The following is a 17,121-nucleotide window of genomic DNA, read 5'->3' on the forward strand; positions in this document are numbered from 1 at the left end:
ACCAGTCGTCCAACCAGTCCAAAGCGCTGTTGCCGCGCGAATCCCGTCGCTAATCAGGCGTTGCCCTGCGTTAGCTTCAGAAAGGGAGTCGATGCGTGGAATAGCGGCAATCCTGCGAGCACTGTTCTCCGCCTGGATTCCAGCGCTGATCGAGATGGCTCACCGCTTCTGTCGCCGGTGGCGGCTGGGGGGTGACCGTCGGGTCGACCAGAAGGGGTCCCGGGCACATTGCGTGCCGATCGACCATCCTGCATTCTGCCGGCCCGATCCGCTGATCTACGATCAATACTATCTGATCGGCTTTGGCCTCGCGGTGACCTGGGACAATCCCGACATCGAGGTGCGCCAGGGTGGGGTGCCCGTTCCCGCCGGCAAGTTGCAGGCTGACACCGACTACGAGGTGCGCGTCCGCATCTGGAACGCCTCCAAGGATGCCGTCGTCGTCAATGTGCCGGTTCACCTGTCCTATCTGTCGTTCGGCATCGGAACCGTGTCGAATCCGATAGACACCCGGCCGGTCTCGGTAGGGGTGATCGGATCCGCCAGCCAACCCGGGTTCGTCTCCTTCGACTGGCATACGCCTCGGGAAGCAGGTCACTATTGCCTGCAGGCCTTGCTCGACCCGGCCGACGATGCCAACTTCGCCAACAATCTCGGACAGAAAAACACCGATGTCGGGCTGGCGCAGTCGCCGGCGACATTTCAATTCGAGCTGCGCAACGCCACCCGCCGGCCGCACCGGTATCGCTTCACCGTCGATGCCTACACCATTCCGCCGCTCAACCCCTGCCGTGACGACCGCCAACCGACAGAGGAGGCCGTCAAGGCCGAGCAGAAGCGCCGGCTGGCGGCACATTTGCCGGCGGTTCATCCGCTGCCGCCTGGCTGGAAGGTCGAGATTTCCCCTGACCACCCGTCGCTGGCACCGGGCGAACAGGTGACGATCACGGCGGTCGCCACCCCGCCGAACGGCTGGACCGGCCGGCAAGCCCTCAATTTGAATGCGTTCGACGAGGGTGAGCACGCCAGCGGCGGCGTCACCTTGACCGTCCTCAGCAGAGTGGAGCCGTGATGGCCACCGACGACAAATCCTGGACCACGTGCACGACCGCGGACAAGGTGATCTCGGTCAACCAGTACATCAGCGCGGCGATCACCAGCGGCATATTCGCGGCCGTCATGGCTGTGGTGCTGATCGCGATGGGCGAACCGTGGTGTTTGCCGATTGCGCTTGTGGTGACCGGGATTGTCTGGATCCTCGCCTATTGCGACTGGTGGCTCAACAACCGGCTGGTTTGTCTCGGCGACAAGAGCCCGGTCAGCGTTGTCGGCATGGTCATCAGCATCGAGCCGCCGTCAGAGAAGACATGGCCCGGAAGCCTGGACTCCGACTACAGCCTCAACCTGCTGCTGCCGAACAACCCGGTGGGCGTCAGCCAGGCCGTTGCCGGCGCCAGCGTTCCGTTCGGCTACCTGATGGCTGAAACCGCCACCACCTCCTCGCACGGCTTGCTGTTCACCGGGAATCCAGCGGAGGACAAGGCGACCGGGGTAAAATCAGAGGCACTGCACGTGGAGTTCGAGGGCGCGTCGATCCACGACCTGCAGACCGTCAACATCCTCGCGCTGATTGCAGCCCTGACGGCGCTGGCGGTCTGCATGTCGGGCGTCGGCGTGGTCGTTGCCTACATCCTGGCGCTTCTCGCCTTGCTTGCCGCGCTGCTTGGCGCGGCCTTCAGCAGTTCGGACACGGCCAGCCCGAGCGATGCCGGCCTGCCCAGCATCGAGGTCAACAAGGGCGATGGAACCGGAGCGACAATCCTGGGTGTGACCGGCCGATGGGTCTATGACGCCGGACATATCCACGACAGCTTTCATGAAGGCCACAACGAACTGCATCCGGTCCAGCAGGCGCAGATCCTGGGAGGGCCGTGGGACGGTGACTGGCCCCCCGATATCGACGGGATCATTCGCGGCTACCAGGATGGCTACGCGCAATCCCAGGATCCGCTCACCAAAAGTGAGCAGGCGCGACCCGGCTCCAAGTGGTCGGTGCATCCCTATGTCGACGGCTGCAACGACCGGCCGGATCATCCTCCGCACTAGGTGGTTGCAGGCGACGACGCCAAGGAGCTTCTGGGTGCGGTCGCGAGCTTGTGCATGCATACAGGCAGGGCCGTCGCGGCCGGCGCGTTAGGACAGTCGATACATGCGAATCCTTTCAAGCGGTTGTGCGCACCGGTTCAGATTTTGAGTCCGCGGCTTGAGAATCTGCTCGCCCTTGGGCAACATGGCGGCCATGCCTGAGACGCGAGAATGAACAAGCCGATTTCTGCCGCATCGCCGCGCAAGGCGACGATGACGCTGACCGAGGCGCTCGTTGCCCGCACGATGCGTGCGGTCGAAGATGCCGGGCCGACGCCGGGCATGGTCTACATGACCGACGCCGACTATGCGCGCATCCGCGATGAGGTGCTGGCCGGCGCGCCGCCTGGACCCGTAAAACTGTTCGCCTATGGCTCGCTGCTGTGGAAGCCGGTCGGCGAGGTGAGCGGCGGCGAGCGTGCGGTTGCGACCGGCTGGCATCGTTCGTTCTGTTTTACGGTCAAGCGCTTCCGGGGCACGGTCGAGCAGCCAGGCCTGATGATGGCGCTCGACCGCGGCGGCCAGTGCCAGGGCATGGTTTTTGAGATCGCCGAACCGGTGGCAGCCAATCTGGAAGCGCTGCTGCGCCGCGAGATGACCGTCCTGCCGGCTGTCAACGTGCCGCGCTGGCTGCAGGTCAGGACAGAAGGCGGCATGAGCCGCGCGCTCGGTTTCGTCGTCGATCCCGCCAATCCGCGCTATGCCGGCAAACTCGACAAGCAGGCGATCGCGGCGACGCTGGCCAGGGCCGTCGGCCACTGGGGTTCGGGTGCGGAATATCTGTTCGAGACGATCCGCCATCTCGAAGCTTGCGGCATCCGCGACCGCAATCTGTGGCAGTTGCAGGAACTGGTGGCCGAGGAGATCGGTCGTACCGACGCCGGCTGAAGCTAGCCATTTTCAGCGCCGCCAAATAATATTCAACCAAACGGTTGACAATCAAAAGCCGCACACGCATATTCAACCACATGGTTGAATTACTTACATACGAGATGGATCAGGTCTTTCACGCCCTTGGCGACGCGACTCGCCGGCAGATGCTGCGCGAACTCGCCGGTGGCGGGCGCACGGTGAGCCAGCTGGCCGAACCGTTCGCGATGTCGCTGGCGGCTGCTTCCAAGCACATCAAGGTGCTGGAAAATGCCGGGCTGATCCGTCGCGAAGTGCTCGGCCGCACGCATATCTGCCACCTCGAGGCTGGTCCGCTGGCCAGCGCGCATGAGTGGCTTGGAGCCTACTCGCGCTTCTGGACGGGGCGGCTTGAGATATTGGAACGATTGCTGCGCGAAGACGACGCGCGCAAATCCTCGACACAGAAGAAGGGAGACGAGACATGACCGATCGACATGCCGAGAATGGCTATGGCGTGCTGACCGAGCCGGCCACGTTGACGATCGAACGGCTGCTGCCCGGCCCGGCCGAGCGCATCTGGGGCTACATCACCGACCCAGAACTGCGCCGCCAATGGCTGGCCGCCGGCCCCATGGGAAGCGAGGCCGGCTCGCCCTTCGAACTCACCTGGCGCAACGACGAACTGACCGAGCCGGCCGGCGAGCGCCCGCCAGGATTTCCGACTGTGCACACCATGCCGGGTGAGATCACCGAGATCGATCCGCCGCACCGGCTCGGCATCACCTGGGGCAGCACCGGCGGCGTCACTTTCGCACTGACCCCGCAAGGGAAGGATGTGCTGCTTACCATCGTCCATCGCCGCCTGGGTGACCGCTCGCTGATGCTCAACATCGCCCCCGGCTGGCACATGCATCTCGACATTCTCGCCGCGAGGCTGCGCGGAGAACAGCCGGAGCCGTTCTGGGACGGCTGGGCGAGATTGAGGCTGGACTACGACCGACGCCTGCCGGCCTGAGCAGGAGAAACGCGAAACCCGTGGAAAGGAGACGATAGCGCCGGACACTTCGAGACTTGCCTGACCGATGCTTGACGAGCGGGCGATTGCCCGCATGACGACCGCTGCCCCGCAGCGGCATTTCCCAACATTTCCCGAAATTTTTGAGCCGCCGGCCCGCGGGCCGCACAACCGCGCCTTTGTGCGCCAAGGAGAATGCCATGCGTAAATTGATCGCCGCCATGAAAATTTCCATCGACGGCAAGGCGGAGGGACCGACCGGCATCGCCGACTGGGTGCATGCCTGGTCGGAGGATTATGGGCTGACGGATCAGGTCGATGCCTGCCTGCTTGGTGGCCGCATGTATCCTGGCTACGAGCAGTACTGGACCGCGATCCAGAACGCGCCCAACGAGCCGCTACCGATGACCCGCAAGCCAGCGGCGCGGGAAGAGTTGCCCTGGGCACGCTTTGCCGCCAAAACGCCGCACTATGTGCTGTCGAACACGCTGAATTCAGCCAACTGGCCGCTGACGCGTTTTCTCAGGTCGAACGACGATGTCGCGGCACTGAAGCGCCAGCCCGGCAAGGACATTTATTTGATGGGCGGCTCGACCATCGTCGACAGCCTTACCGAGGCCGGGCTGGTCGATGAGCTGCGCCTCGTCCTCTATCCGCTGATTGCCGGCGAGGGCAAGGTGCTGTTTTCGACGACGGCTCAGCGGCGCGACCTGGAACTGACCAAAGTCGAGCAATTGCCAGGCGGGCGGCTGAGCCTGGTCTACAATCTCACCCGTCCCTGAGCCAGACCAGCATTTCGCCGGGCTCGCGGTTGTCCCAGGCGAAATAGGGAATGGCGGTCAGGCGCGTTTGAGTGGTGGCTGGCGGCGCTGGCCGGTAGAGCCCGCTTTGCCAGCCGTCGCCGGCATCGGCTTGCGCGGTGGCCGACAGCGTCACCACGCCGCCGAGAAGCTCCGGCCGCTGCCGCGCTTCGACGCTTGCCGTCCTCGGCAGCGTCAGGCGATGCAGCTGGCTTTCATTGTCGGTCGCCTCGACGCAGTAGATCAGCGGACCGCGCGATAGCGCGACACGGCCGGCATCCTGCCGCACCTGCGGGTTGGCATAGAGCCGCTCGATCGGCATTTCGAGATCGAGAAGGACGCGGTCGCCCTTCTTCCATGTGCGCCGGATAGCGGCATAGCCGTCGCTGGTGGCATCCGCCAGGCCGACCGGCTCGCCGTTCACCGTCATTTCGGCGCCGGTGCTCCAGGCCGGGATGCGCAGGTGCAGCGTGAACTCCACCGGCGCCTGCGGCTCGAGCGTGATCTCGACGGCGCCGTCCCAGGGATAACGGCTCGCCTGCGTCAGGCTCACCGGGGTGCCTGATATGTCGAAGCGGGCGGTCGAGTCGCCATAGAGATGCACGGCAACAGCATCGTCGGCCAGGCTGTAGAAATAGCTGCCGATCGAGGCGACCATGCGCCCGATATTGGGCGGGCAGCAGGGGCAACGGTGCCATTTCCAGCGGTTATGCTTGCCCCGGCTTTCGAGCGGATTCTCGTAGAAGAACAGCGAGCCGTCGAGCGACAGGCCCGAGATCGAGCCATTGTAGAGGGCGCGCTCCATGATGTCGGCGTAGCGGGCGTTCGGCCCCATGCCAAGCATACGGCTGGCCCAGAACACCAGCCCGACCGCGGCGCAGGTCTCGGCATAGGCGCTCTCGTTGGGCAGGTCGTAATCGCTGGTGAAACCCTCATTGTCCGCCGACGGCCCCAGTCCGCCGGTGATGTAGAGGCTCTTGGTGGTGACATCGTCCCACAGCCGGTCGAGCGCCGTCCGCAGCGTGTCGTCGCCATATTCGGTGGCGATGTCGGCCATGCCGGAATAGAGGTACATTGCCCTGACCGCATGGCCGACGACCTTGTCCTGCTCGCGCACCGGAATGTGCGACTGGTTGTACTCATAGGTCTTGAAGTGGAAATCCTTCGGATCGGCACCGCGGGTGCGCGCCTCCTCGTCGAAGTAATGTGGCTGCTGGCCGCGCTGGTCGATGAAGTATTTCGCCAGCTCCATGTATTTCTGCTCGCCGGTCACCCGCGCCAGCTTGACCAGCGCCAGCTCGATCTCCTCATGGCCGCAATAGCCATGTTTCTGGCCGGGCCGCGGCCCCAGCACCGTGGCGATATGGTCGGCGAAGCGGCACATCACATCGAGCAGTTTGCGTTTTCCAGTGGCCTGGTAGTAGGCGACCGCGCCTTCGATCAGGTGGCCGGCACAATAGAGTTCGTGGCAGTCGCGCAAATTGGTCCAGCGCAGGCCGGGCTGGATGCGCTGATACCAGCTCGAGAGGTAGCCGTCCGGCTGCTGCAGCTTCTCATACATGTCGATGACGGCATCAATCTTCTTCTCCAGCTCGGGGTTCTTGCGCCGGTAGAGCGAATAGGCCGCGGTCTCGATGGTCTTGCCCCAGTCGGAATCCCAGAACATCTGCGTCGTCACCGTGCTGGCGGTGAAGCCGTCGCTGACATGGAAGGGGATGACGACACCGGGCGAGGGCCAGTCCGGGTCGATCTGCTCCAGCATTCGGGCCTCGACACAGCGGTCGTAAAGGATGCCGGCGGTGGTGCTGGCGACGGCGTCGGCGCGGTCGCCCCAGAAACCCTGCACGTCGACCTGCGGCACCGGCAGCGGGCGGAAGGCGAGCTTGGGCTTGCCCGTCTTGCCCGCTCCGACGGTTTGGGTGGATGGCGATGCGGTCATGAACTTACTCCATTCGGTCGAATTACTTGACGGCTCCGGCCATCAGGCCGCGGATGTAGAAGCGCTGCAGAACCAGGAACAGGATGAGGCACGGCACCATCATCACGGTGACGCCCGCCTGCACCGCGCCCCAGTCGATGGCGCCGAAACGGCCCGACTGAAGTGCCGTCATCATCACCGGCAGCGTGAATTTGGACTGGTCGGTCATCAGCACCAGGGCGGCGAGGAACTCGTTCCAGGCGCCGAGGAAGGCAAACAGCGCGATGGTGACGACGCCCGGCCAGACCAGCGGCAGCATCACCTTCACAAGCATGGTGAGATTGCCGGCGCCGTCCATGCGGGCGGCTTCCTCGATCTCGCGCGGCACCGCGTCGAAGGCATTGCGCATCATGAAGATCGAGAACGGCAGCTGCAGCGTCACATAGACGCCGACCAGGCCGGTCAGCGTGTTGTGCAGGCCAAGCTTGGTCAGCACCAGGAAGATCGGCGTCAGGATCGACTGGAACGGGATCATGATCGTCGACAGGATGAGGACGAAGAACAGGTCCTTGAACGGAAAACGGAACCGCGAAAAGCCATAGCCGGCCAGCACGCTGACGGCGACCGACAGCACGACGGTCATCACCGAGACATAGATGCTGTTCTGCGCCGAGATCCAGAGCCCGTCACCGAAGCTGTTGAGCGTGACATAGTTCTCCAGCGAGACGCCCGACGTCGGCCACGGCGGCAGGGGCGGCAGGCGCGCTTCCTGCGCCGGCTTGAAGGCCGACAGCACCGCCCACACGATCGGCGCCGCAAACAGCACCGAGGCGATGATGCCGGTCGAATGCTCGGCGATGCGGGCGGCGAGCCTGCGATTGCGGGAGGTGGCCTGCGCCATCAGTCGAGACCCTCCGGCTTGCGCAGCAGCCACAGCTGGACGAGGCTGAGCGCCACCAGGATGACCAGCAGGACCATGGACAGCGCGGCGCCATAGCCGAGCTTGAACGACACGAAGGACTGGTTGAAGATCCAGTAGACTGCCGTCAGCGTCTGGTTGCGCGGGCCGCCGCGCAGGATGATGTAGAACTGGTCGAAGGCGAGGATCGAGCCGGCGACCGACAGGATCAGCGCCAGCGCCAGAGTGCGGCGCATCAGCGGCAGCGTGATCGCCCTGAACCGGGCGAACGGCCCGGCGCCGTCGATGACCGCCGCCTCCTGCAGGTCCTGCGGGATCGATTGCAGGCCAGCCATCAGGATGATCATGGTGAAGCCGGCGACCTTCCAGACGACCATGGCGATGATCGACCAGAAGGCCGGCTGGAAGGTGGCCAAGAGGTTGAACTTCCTGTCGATCAGGCCAAGATCATAGGCGGCGGGACTGAACAGGCCGGAATCGACGTTCAAGAGCCATGACCAGAGCAGGCTGGCCGAAGCAAAGCCGACGACCGCCGGCATGAAGAACATTGTGCGATAGAGATTGGTCAGCGGACGCGGCCGTTCGACGAACAGCGCCAGCGGAAACGCCACCGCGAAGATCGCGATGGTGACGACCAGTGTGTACCAGCCAGTGAAGCGCAGCGCATTCCAGAACCTGGTGTCGTGCAGGATCGCGACATAGTTGCCGAGGCCGATGTAGCTGCGCTCGCCCATCAGCGGCCAGTTGTGCAGCGACATCCACGCCGTCATGCCGAGCGGGATGAGGAAGAAGACGACGACCAGCGCGACGGCCGGCGCGACATAGAGCAGGCCGATCCACTGCCGGCGGCCGGCGCCGGTGAGCTTTCGGGCGCGTGGTGGGGCAGGGGTTGCTGCTGTGATGGAGGTCATGCTTGCTCTTCCGTTGCATCCGGCGCGCCGCCCTACCTCCCCCTTGTGGGGAGGTTGGACCGCAGGTCCGGGTGGTGGGCCGGCGCCGCCCGCACCCCGCTGCTTCGCAGAGACCCTTCCCACAAAGGGGGAGGGTAAGGAGCGGCGCGCCGGCCACCCGCCCAGGGAGACAGGCGGGCGGCCGGCAGGCGTCCGCTACTTCTGCGGCGCCTGGTCTATGATCGACTGCATCGTCTCCTGGGCATTGGCGATGGCGCCGTCGACATCGTCGCCGAAGAAGACCTCGTTGATCATCTGCGTCCACGGACCGTTGGCGGAGTTGATCAAATCGTTGAACACCACGGAATAGGGGGTGCGACCCTTGGCCATGGCCTCGGCGGCGATCTGGTAGCGCGGATCGAGATCCTTCAGCGCTTCCTTGGCGATGTCGCCGCGCACCGGCAGGCTGCCGTACTTGGCCAGGATGGTCTGGCCCTCGAGCGAATAGGCGAAATCGAGGAACTCCTTCACCACGGCGAGTTTCGGGGTGCCCTTGGTGACGACGAAATTGTCACCGCCGGCAAAGGACGACCAGCCGCTGTCCTTGCCCGGCAGGAAGGTAACGCCGTAGTCGACATCGGGATACTGAGTGTTGAGTGCGCCGATGGCGAAGGCGCCGGACGGCGAGATGCCGATATTGCCGGCGGCGAAGGCGGCAAAGAAGTTGGCACCGGTATCGGTCTGCGCGCCTGCTGGCACCAGGTCCTTCTTGACCATCGAGCGGTAGAGGTCGATGGCGCCGCGCAGTTGCGGGCTGTCCAGCGTCGCCTTCGAGCCATCCTCGCTGAGGATATCACCGCCCGAGGCCCAGATCAGCGGCGTGAAGGTGAAGATGTTGCAGCCGCCGCAATTGCCGGAGAAGTAGAAGCCCTTGATGTTGCCGCCGAGCGCGTTGACCTTCTCGGCGTCGGCGGCGATCTCGGCCCAGTTGGTCGGTCCTTTTTCGGGATCGAGGCCGGCCTGCTTGAACAGCTTCTTGTTCCAGATCAGCACCGAGGCGTCGGCCGAGAACGGCAGGCCGTAGATGTGGTCCTTGTAGGTGCCGGTCTTCACATGCGCAGGCGACAGGCTGGAGAAATAGGGCAGCGACTTCGCCCAGTCGGTGATGTCCTCGAGCTGGCCGGCGGCGGCGAAGGACGGGGTGTAGATCAGGTCGAGCGACAGCGCGTCGGGCGCCGTGCCGCCGGCGGCCGCCGCACCATATTTCGGGATGATCTCGGCATTGGGGATGATGTCCAGCTTGATCTGGTTGGTGTGCGCCTTGTTGTAGGCATCGACGATCCTCGGCATGAAATTCGAGCCGTCGGCGCGCACCCAAATGTTGGCTGTCTCGGCGGCCGCGGCACTGATGCCGCCACCTAGAACGGCAGCGGCCAGGGCCAGTTTGGCAATCAGGTTCCTCATGTTCGTCCTCCTCCAGGGTTCGCCGCGGTCCGCGGCTTGGCGCCGATCGCGCGGCGCGTGGTTTTCAGCCATCCAGCGGATGGCCGCATGACTGCCGCACCACCAGCCGGCACGGCAGTTTTCGAATGCCCGGCGCGGCGGGCTGGCCGCCGACCAGCGACAGCAGGGTCAGCCCCGCCTCGCGCCCGAGGGCGACCAGGTTCATGTCGACCGAGGTCAGCGGCGGGCGCGTCGCCTCGGCCACGATCTCCCAATTGTCGAAACCGATGACGCCGACATCGCCGGGAACGTTGAGGCCGCGTTCGCGCAAGGCATCGATGACACCGCGTGCGATCTGGTCGTTGCCGCAAAAGACGGCGTCCGGCCTTTCATTCCTGCTGTCGAACAGCTGCGCCACCGCCTCGTGACCCCAGGCTTCCGACCAGGAACCGAGCAGCGGCTCGGTGACCGGCAAGCCGTTTTCGGCCAGCACGTCGCGATAGGCCTGCGCCCGCGCATGCACTACGGCAAAGCTTGCCGGCCCCGTTACATGGGCGATGCGCTGGCGGCCGAGCCGGCACAGATGCTCGACCGCCAGCCGCGCGCCGCCGGCATCGTCCGAGACGAAGGCGATGGCGTCGGGATCGGGCTGCGTGAAGGCATAAATCACCGGGACGCGCAGATTGCTGAGGTCGACCGGCAGATGGCGGTCGATGCGCTTGCCGGTTGCGATGATGCCGTCGACGCGCTTGTCGAGCATGGCGTCGACATGCATCTGGCCGAGACGCGGATCCTCCTCGACATTGCACAGGAACACCGAGACGCCATTGTCGACCAGCGCGTCCGAAATGCCCGACATCAGCGGCAGCGAGAAGCGGCCATAGGTATCGTTGGTGAGCAGGCCGACGGTGAAACTGCGTCGCCTGAGCAGGCTCTGCGCCAGGCTGTTGGGCCGGAAGCCGAGACGCCGGGCGGTCTCGCGAATGCGCTCGCGCGTCTCGGCGGTCATGCGCCCCTGGTCGTTGAGCGCCTTGGAAGCGGTAGCGACGCTGACGCCGGCCTGCGCCGCCACGTCACGCAAAGTGACTGGCTTGGAAAAGACCGGGACAGGCTCCGATGCCATCGCGCCAAAGATCCTTAGTTGGGAAAAGGTTTTCCCTTGCAGTCCAGAGAAAGAGCCAGCCTTGCGGCCAACCCAGTCAAAACTGTTGGAAAAACCTTTTCTCAAGTAAGGCTAGGCTACATCCAGAGCTTGTTCAAGGGAAAAATTGCCGGCGCCCGTGGGTGGGATTTTCGCGGCAAAATTCCGGCGAAGTCCGGCCACCCGTCAGTGAAGTGTTAATCGCTCGCGCGCCATGGTGGTCGCCCGCCAGGACAGCAGAGTTCCGCCATGCCCGATACGCCCTACACCCCGAAAGGCCCGGCGCGAACCGATGTCTCGCAGCCCGGCAGGGGAGCAAGGGACGACAGCCGCTCCGACGAATGCCGCCGAGAAGCCGCCACGATCGCCCGGCTCAAGGCCGAAATCGCGGCGCAGGCCGAACTGATTGCCAGGCAACAGCTTTCACTGGCCCACAGCCGCAAAATCTTTGACCGCGCCTCGGCAGCCGCGCGCCTCGGCGTGTGGGAATGCAGCCTGCCCGACGAGCGGCTTACCTGGACCGACGTGGTCTATGACCTGTTCGACCTGCCGCGCGGCTCAGCGCTCGATCGCTCGGAGATCATCAAGTGTTATCCGGCGGAGTCGCGCAAGGCGCTGGACAGCTTGCGCGGCCGGGCGATCGCCGAACGCAACGGCTTCACCCTCGATGCCGAGATCACCACCCTTGCCGGCCGCAGCCGCTGGATCCGCATCACCGCGACGGTCGAATGCGAGGACGGCGTTCCGGTGCGGATCTTCGGCATGAAGCAGGACATCACCGAGGAAAAGATCCTGTCGGACCGGATGCGCTATCTGGCCGAGTATGACGTCATGACGGGGCTGGCCAATCGCGGCCGGTTCCAGGCGCGGCTTGCGCATACGGACGAGGGCCGCTCGCTCGGCGCGCTGCTGCTGATCGATCTCGACGGCTTCAAGGCCGTCAACGACACGTTCGGCCATGTCGTCGGCGACGAATGCCTGAAGGCGGCCGCCGAGCGGCTTGCCGGCAGCTGCGGCGGGGCGGATCTGGTGGCGCGCGTCGGCGGCGACGAGTTCGCGGTCTTGCTCGGCCCGCATCTCGACCGCGGCGCGGTCTCCGGCCTGGCGCGCGGCATCATCGAGGCGATGGGCAAGCCGGTCAGCGCTTGCGGCCAGTCGCTCAGGCTCGGCGCCTCGGTCGGCATCGCGTTCGCCCAGGCTGGCGCACCGTGCGACCTGTTCACGCAGGCCGATACCGCGCTCTATGCCGCCAAGGCGGCAGGGCGCAACACGTTCCGCATCTTCAAGTCCGACCCCGCCGCGAAGGGTCGCAGCGCCGCGGCCTGAGGGCCAAGCTCCGGCGTGTTGTACGGCCTTAGTCGACGGGCGCCGCGCATCTTTCACCAACGCCGTCCCTATCTGCATTTGGCATGCAGGGCGCTCGAGAAAAGAGTGCTATGCAAGGTAAGGGAGCATTCTTGCTCCGGCTCCTTCCCCGACATTCGAGGTCATTTTCGTGCGTGAACCGTCACTGCTGCCTGTGTTTGGAAAACTTGGCGTCAAGGCGCCTGTCGCCACCGTCGCGGCGCCGGCTTCGTCGGCAGGTGTCGCGTTGCGGCTGCGGGAGTTTCTGGCCACACATGGCGGCATGCTGCTGAAGCTGTCGGTCATCGCCTGGACGGTGCTGATCCTGGCGGCGGTGTTTTTCATGATACAGGGCTGACCGGCATGGCCAACCGCTACGCGCTGCGCATGGAGCTGCCCCAGAGCTGGACCATCATCGATGTCTTCACCGGCCAGCCTGCAGTGATCCGGCAAAAGGTGATGGTCGGGATGGGCCCGCGCGAGGCCGAGGACATGGTCGTGCAGATGAACGTCCGTGACGTCAAGCGCCGGGAAAGGGCAGAGCGCAAGTCCTGACCTGTGCCGCCGCCGCCGAGGTCAGCACTTTGCCGCCGGCAAGAGCTCGCCACACACCGCAAACCGAGGATTCCCGTGAGAGCCAGCCTGAAGCAGAAGATACTGGAGGTCTGTGATCGCAAGATTTCCGAGAAAGGGCCTGGCGTCGGCGTATCGTTCTACGCGTTCTTCGCCAACAGGAACGACGACCCCGACCTTTTGATGGAAGCCGCCGAATGGTGGATCAGAACCCACCGCCTCGACCATTTTGAAAAGGCTGAAAAGATACGCACCATGGTCGAGAAGATGGATCTTTGATCTTCGTTTCCATGGATGTCGTTGTCTCAAAACCGGGGCGGTTTTGAGCGGCATGCACCAGGCTGATCAGCCGAAATCGGCGGCCGTCAGCACGTACATGCTCTTGCGGGTGCGGTCGTAGGCCTTCGATGCCACGTCGCGGATGGCGCTGCTCTCGGTATCGAATGTGGCGAGATAGCCGGCTTCATTGGCCGCGGTCGCCGGCTGCATCCTGGTCATCGCATCGGCGGCGACGGAGAAGGAGATCTGGAACATGCCGTCATGGCCGACGAAACGGATGCGCTTGCCGGCTTCGTCATAGCTGCGGCTGCGATTGGGGAAGGTCAGGCTCATGTCTTGACCTCCGTGGCTTTCTTGACCACCCGCTTTTTCTTCGGCGTCGGGTTCAGCGCTTCGGCGACACGGTCTGCCTCTTCCTTGGCCAGCCGCAGCTCCCGAAGCCTTGCGGTCTTGATCTCCCTGGCCCGTGCCTCGGACATGTATTCAGCGGTTGCCTTGTTGCGCTCCGCCGTTTTCTTCTGCTTGTCGACAAAGCGGGCTTCAGCTTTTTCCATGATCGTCTGATTGCCTTCGGCCATCGAAGAAATCTCCCTTGTGCCTGAAATCGTGAAAACGAACTTGTCCGATAAATAGGCACTCAATCGGCAAAATTCAATTTTTTGAATTATTTGACCAATCGGCGATATCACGAAACGGCAAGCCGAAATAATACTTTTGAATATTTATTCCGGCCGCGAATAATTTTTGGCACTCCTATCTATCGAGTGCCAAAGCGCCTATAGGAGGGCGCGGCCGCCTGTGCCGGCCCCAGAAGGAAGTTCTCATGAAGTTTCGGCCACTCCACGATCGCGTTGTCATCCGGCGCGCCGAAGGCGACACGAAATCCAAGGGCGGCATCATCATCCCCGACAATGCCAGGGAAAAGCCGCAGGAAGGCGAAGTCATCGCCGTCGGCCCCGGTGCGCGCGACGAAAACGGCGCGCTCGTTCCACTCGACGTCAAGGCCGGCGACTTCATCCTGTTCGGCAAATGGTCGGGCACCGAGGTCAAGATCGACGGCGAGGATCTGCTAATTATGAAGGAAGCAGATATCATGGGCGTCGTCGACAAGGGCGAGACGGACGTCATCGAAAAGGCCGTCAAAGCCAAGAAGGCCGCCTGACTGGAGCGCCGCGCGCTCCGCGCGGCGACTGATTCACTCCAAATTCGAACTGGATAAAAAAATGTCTGCCAAGGAAATCAAATTCTCCACCGATGCGCGCGACCGCATGCTGCGCGGCGTCGAGATCCTCAACAATGCGGTAAAGGTCACGCTCGGTCCCAAGGGCCGCAACGTCATCATCGACAAGGCCTATGGCGCGCCGCGGATCACCAAGGATGGCGTCACCGTCGCCAAGGAAATCGAGCTTACCGACAAGTTCGAGAACATGGGCGCCCAGATGGTGCGCGAAGTGGCCTCGAAGACCAATGACCTTGCTGGTGACGGCACCACCACCGCCACGGTGCTGGCCGCCTCGATCCTGCGCGAAGGCGCCAAGCTGGTCGCTGCCGGCATGAACCCGATGGACCTCAAGCGCGGCATCGACCAGGCGGTCACCGCCGTCGTTGGGGAAATCAAGGCGCGCGCCAAGAAGGTCAAATCGTCGGCTGAGATCGCGCAGGTCGGCACCATAGCCGCCAATGGCGATGCCAGCGTCGGCGAGATGATCGCCAAGGCGATGGACAAGGTCGGCAATGACGGCGTCATCACCGTCGAGGAAGCCAAGACCGCCGAGACCGAGCTCGACGTCGTCGAGGGCATGCAGTTCGACCGCGGCTATCTCAGCCCGTATTTCGTCACCAACGCCGACAAGATGCGCGTCGAGCTGGAAGAGCCCTATGTGCTCATCCACGAGAAGAAGCTCGGCAATCTGCAAGCCATGCTGCCGATCCTCGAAGCGGTGGTGCAGAGCGGCAGGCCGCTGCTGATCATCTCCGAGGACGTCGAAGGCGAGGCGCTCGCCACGCTGGTCGTCAACAAGTTGCGCGGCGGCCTCAAGGTCGCGGCCGTCAAGGCGCCGGGCTTTGGCGATCGCCGCAAGGCGATGCTGGAAGACATCGCCGTGCTCACATCAGGCCAGATGATCTCGGAGGATCTCGGCATCAAGCTCGAGAATGTCACCGTCGAGATGCTCGGCCGTGCCAAGCGCGTGCTGATCGACAAGGACACCACCACGATCGTCGACGGCGCGGGCACCAAGGCGACCATCCAGGCGCGCGTCGCCCAGATCAAGGGCCAGATCGAGGAGACCACGTCCGACTACGACAAGGAAAAGCTGCAGGAGCGGCTGGCCAAGCTCTCCGGCGGTGTTGCCGTCATTCGTGTCGGCGGCGCCACCGAGTCGGAGGTCAAGGAAAAGAAGGACCGCATCGACGACGCGCTGAACGCGACCCGCGCGGCGGTTGAAGAAGGCATCGTGCCCGGCGGCGGCGTGGCTCTGCTGCGCGCAACGTCGGCGCTTGTCGGCCTGACCGGCGCCAATGCCGATGTCACCGCGGGCGTCTCGATCGTGCTCCGCGCGCTCGAAGCACCGATCCGGCAGATCGCTGAGAATTCCGGCGTCGAAGGCTCGATCGTCGTCGGCAAGCTCGCCGACAGCAAGGACCACAATCAGGGCTTCGACGCCCAGAACGAGGTCTATGTCGACATGATCAAGGCAGGCATCGTCGATCCGGCGAAAGTGGTGCGCACCGCACTGCAGGACGCCGGCTCGATCGCGGCTCTGCTGATCACCGCAGAAGCCATGATCACCGACATCCCTGCCAAGGATGCCGCACCTGCGGGTAATGGCGGCGGCATGGGCGGCTACTAAAGTTTCAGGTGATGCCGGCCTGCTCGGAAACCACCGTTTCCGACTCGGCCTGAGCTGAATCTACGCCGGTTCTAGGAGCCGGACATTACCGCCGGGGGCAGTCTCCCCCGGCGCGCAGGCCTCTAGCCCAGGAGACGGATCCATGATCACGTTCGTGCAGAAGCCAGAGACGGTCGCTACGACCGAAATCACCGAGGAAAGCCGCTTCGACCGCATCCGCAGGATTGCCGCCGACAAGCATAAGAAGTCCGCTTCCGACACGGCAGCGCCTTCAAAGAGCGAGCCCAAACGCCCGATGTGAGCGCTGCGGAGCCGTCGCTGCTTCCGCGCAACGCCAGTATCACATAGCGCGTCAGCGGCGCGAGTCCATCGGGCCGGCCGAACACGTCCAGCAAGTTCCTGTAGGCGGTGTCGGGGTGTCCGGTATTGTCATTATATTAGCTTCAGCGCATATTTGGCGGGCAGTGGGCCCTTGGCCGTCAAGGCGTCCAAGGGCGCCTGCAGTTGCTACCGAAAAAATCACTCCGTGCCGGCTCGAATTTGTCGAGCAGTCACGAGACAATGACATTGGGAGGAATAGTCATGAAAGTGACCATATTGGCAAGCTATGCGCCTCACGCCGCCAAAGGATTGATGCAGGGGTCAGACAGGCAAGCTGCGGTCAAGGCGCTTTTTGAAAGCGTTGGCGGCAAGATGACCAGCGTGATGTTCACGCGCGGCATTTATGACGTCGTCGTCAATGGCGAGGTGCCGGACCAGGTCGCAGGGATGGGCATATCCCTTGCGGTGCGAGCGAGCGGCTCGCTGACAGATATGGTTGTACTGGAAGAACTCGACATGAAGGCAGTGCTCGCGGCTGCCAACAAGGCTGCAGGCGCGTACAAGCCCGCCGGCTGAGGACTTGCCTTCTTGATCAAGGCAGCACGGTTCGATGGACGTGCCGTGCTGCC

At 63.8% G+C, this 17,121-nt stretch carries 21 protein-coding genes; 14 read left to right on the plus strand and 7 right to left on the minus strand.

Features of this window, described 5'->3' with window-relative positions; all coding sequences use genetic code 11:
• The first annotated feature begins 91 nt into the window (after nt 1–91).
• From CGZ66_RS34650 to CGZ66_RS34675, 6 genes are all read left to right on the plus strand, one after another.
• The gene (locus CGZ66_RS34650) at nt 92–1,072 is read left to right on the plus strand and encodes a hypothetical protein (RefSeq protein ID WP_143748939.1); all 981 of its coding nucleotides are present in this window, start codon (nt 92–94) and stop codon (nt 1,070–1,072) included.
• Nucleotides 1,072–2,106 carry a hypothetical protein gene (locus CGZ66_RS34655; RefSeq protein ID WP_095091129.1) on the plus strand — a complete coding sequence of 345 codons (1,035 nt, stop codon included), beginning with the start codon at nt 1,072–1,074 and terminating at the stop codon, nt 2,104–2,106. Before CGZ66_RS34650 ends, CGZ66_RS34655 begins: the two co-directional genes overlap by 1 nt.
• 210 nt (nt 2,107–2,316) lie before the next feature.
• Nucleotides 2,317–3,033, plus strand: coding sequence for a gamma-glutamylcyclotransferase (locus CGZ66_RS34660; RefSeq protein ID WP_095091130.1), 717 nt, complete (start codon nt 2,317–2,319; stop codon nt 3,031–3,033).
• A gap of 80 nt (nt 3,034–3,113) precedes the next feature.
• Nucleotides 3,114–3,482 carry an ArsR/SmtB family transcription factor gene (locus CGZ66_RS34665; protein WP_095091743.1) on the plus strand — a complete coding sequence of 123 codons (369 nt, stop codon included), beginning with the start codon at nt 3,114–3,116 and terminating at the stop codon, nt 3,480–3,482.
• Nucleotides 3,479–4,012, plus strand: coding sequence for an SRPBCC family protein (locus CGZ66_RS34670; RefSeq protein WP_095091131.1), 534 nt, complete (start codon nt 3,479–3,481; stop codon nt 4,010–4,012). The genes CGZ66_RS34665 and CGZ66_RS34670 overlap by 4 nt, the downstream gene beginning before the upstream one ends.
• Before the next feature lie 200 nt (nt 4,013–4,212).
• Nucleotides 4,213–4,794 carry a dihydrofolate reductase family protein gene (locus tag CGZ66_RS34675; RefSeq protein ID WP_095091744.1) on the plus strand — a complete coding sequence of 194 codons (582 nt, stop codon included), beginning with the start codon at nt 4,213–4,215 and terminating at the stop codon, nt 4,792–4,794.
• On the opposite strand, the gene CGZ66_RS34680 is transcribed toward CGZ66_RS34675, so the two are convergent.
• The 5 genes from CGZ66_RS34680 to CGZ66_RS34700 all read right to left on the minus strand — a co-directional run bounded on the left by CGZ66_RS34680 (nt 4,781) and on the right by CGZ66_RS34700 (nt 11,105).
• Nucleotides 4,781–6,751, minus strand: coding sequence for a glycoside hydrolase family 127 protein (locus CGZ66_RS34680; RefSeq protein ID WP_095091132.1), 1,971 nt, complete (start codon nt 6,749–6,751; stop codon nt 4,781–4,783). The genes CGZ66_RS34675 and CGZ66_RS34680 overlap by 14 nt on opposite strands.
• Before the next feature lie 22 nt (nt 6,752–6,773).
• On the minus strand, nt 6,774–7,631 hold the full coding sequence (locus tag CGZ66_RS34685; protein ID WP_095091133.1) for a carbohydrate ABC transporter permease: 858 nt from the start codon (nt 7,629–7,631) through the stop codon (nt 6,774–6,776).
• On the minus strand, nt 7,631–8,560 hold the full coding sequence (locus CGZ66_RS34690; protein WP_095091134.1) for a carbohydrate ABC transporter permease: 930 nt from the start codon (nt 8,558–8,560) through the stop codon (nt 7,631–7,633). Before CGZ66_RS34690 ends, CGZ66_RS34685 begins: the two co-directional genes overlap by 1 nt.
• Nucleotides 8,561–8,755: 195 nt before the next feature.
• Nucleotides 8,756–10,003 carry an ABC transporter substrate-binding protein gene (locus tag CGZ66_RS34695; RefSeq protein WP_095091745.1) on the minus strand — a complete coding sequence of 416 codons (1,248 nt, stop codon included), beginning with the start codon at nt 10,001–10,003 and terminating at the stop codon, nt 8,756–8,758.
• A 64-nt stretch (nt 10,004–10,067) separates the two neighbouring features.
• Nucleotides 10,068–11,105, minus strand: a complete 1,038-nt coding sequence (locus CGZ66_RS34700; RefSeq protein ID WP_095091135.1) for a LacI family DNA-binding transcriptional regulator — start codon at nt 11,103–11,105, stop codon at nt 10,068–10,070.
• 267 nt (nt 11,106–11,372) lie between these two features.
• On the opposite strand from CGZ66_RS34700, the gene CGZ66_RS34705 reads away from it, so the two are divergent.
• The 4 genes from CGZ66_RS34705 (at nt 11,373) to CGZ66_RS34720 (ending at nt 13,319) form a co-directional block, all read left to right on the plus strand.
• Nucleotides 11,373–12,449, plus strand: coding sequence for a diguanylate cyclase domain-containing protein (locus CGZ66_RS34705; RefSeq protein ID WP_095091136.1), 1,077 nt, complete (start codon nt 11,373–11,375; stop codon nt 12,447–12,449).
• Between the two features lie 169 nt (nt 12,450–12,618).
• Nucleotides 12,619–12,825, plus strand: coding sequence for a hypothetical protein (locus CGZ66_RS34710; RefSeq protein WP_095091137.1), 207 nt, complete (start codon nt 12,619–12,621; stop codon nt 12,823–12,825).
• A gap of 5 nt (nt 12,826–12,830) precedes the next feature.
• A complete protein-coding gene (locus tag CGZ66_RS34715) occupies nt 12,831–13,022 on the plus strand; it encodes a hypothetical protein (RefSeq protein WP_095091138.1) in 192 nt (63 codons plus the stop codon).
• A gap of 75 nt (nt 13,023–13,097) precedes the next feature.
• Nucleotides 13,098–13,319, plus strand: coding sequence for a DUF6500 family protein (locus CGZ66_RS34720; protein ID WP_095091139.1), 222 nt, complete (start codon nt 13,098–13,100; stop codon nt 13,317–13,319).
• Between the two features lie 66 nt (nt 13,320–13,385).
• Here the strand turns inward: CGZ66_RS34720 and CGZ66_RS34725 are convergent, their stop codons facing one another.
• Nucleotides 13,386–13,652: a DUF1488 family protein gene (locus CGZ66_RS34725; RefSeq protein ID WP_027044354.1), complete on the minus strand. Its 267-nt coding sequence runs from the start codon at nt 13,650–13,652 to the stop codon at nt 13,386–13,388.
• On the minus strand, nt 13,649–13,897 hold the full coding sequence (locus CGZ66_RS34730; protein ID WP_095091140.1) for a hypothetical protein: 249 nt from the start codon (nt 13,895–13,897) through the stop codon (nt 13,649–13,651). The genes CGZ66_RS34725 and CGZ66_RS34730 overlap by 4 nt, the downstream gene beginning before the upstream one ends.
• A 245-nt stretch (nt 13,898–14,142) precedes the next feature.
• Between CGZ66_RS34730 and CGZ66_RS34735 the strand changes: the two genes are divergently transcribed.
• The 4 genes from CGZ66_RS34735 (at nt 14,143) to CGZ66_RS34745 (ending at nt 17,068) form a co-directional block, all read left to right on the plus strand.
• Nucleotides 14,143–14,481 (plus strand): co-chaperone GroES, encoded by a 339-nt coding sequence (locus tag CGZ66_RS34735; protein ID WP_095091141.1) that lies wholly within the window; start codon nt 14,143–14,145, stop codon nt 14,479–14,481.
• 61 nt (nt 14,482–14,542) lie between these two features.
• A complete protein-coding gene (gene groL, locus CGZ66_RS34740) occupies nt 14,543–16,171 on the plus strand; it encodes a chaperonin GroEL (RefSeq protein ID WP_095091142.1) in 1,629 nt (542 codons plus the stop codon).
• A gap of 142 nt (nt 16,172–16,313) precedes the next feature.
• Nucleotides 16,314–16,472 (plus strand): hypothetical protein, encoded by a 159-nt coding sequence (locus CGZ66_RS40185; RefSeq protein WP_167392363.1) that lies wholly within the window; start codon nt 16,314–16,316, stop codon nt 16,470–16,472.
• Between the two features lie 281 nt (nt 16,473–16,753).
• Entirely contained in the window at nt 16,754–17,068 is a 315-nt protein-coding gene (locus CGZ66_RS34745; RefSeq protein ID WP_095091143.1) for a GYD domain-containing protein, read from the plus strand.
• Nucleotides 17,069–17,121: the final 53 nt, after the last annotated feature.

Source organism: Mesorhizobium sophorae (assembly GCF_002270415.1).
Taxonomy (GTDB): Bacteria; Pseudomonadota; Alphaproteobacteria; order Rhizobiales; family Rhizobiaceae; genus Mesorhizobium; species Mesorhizobium sophorae.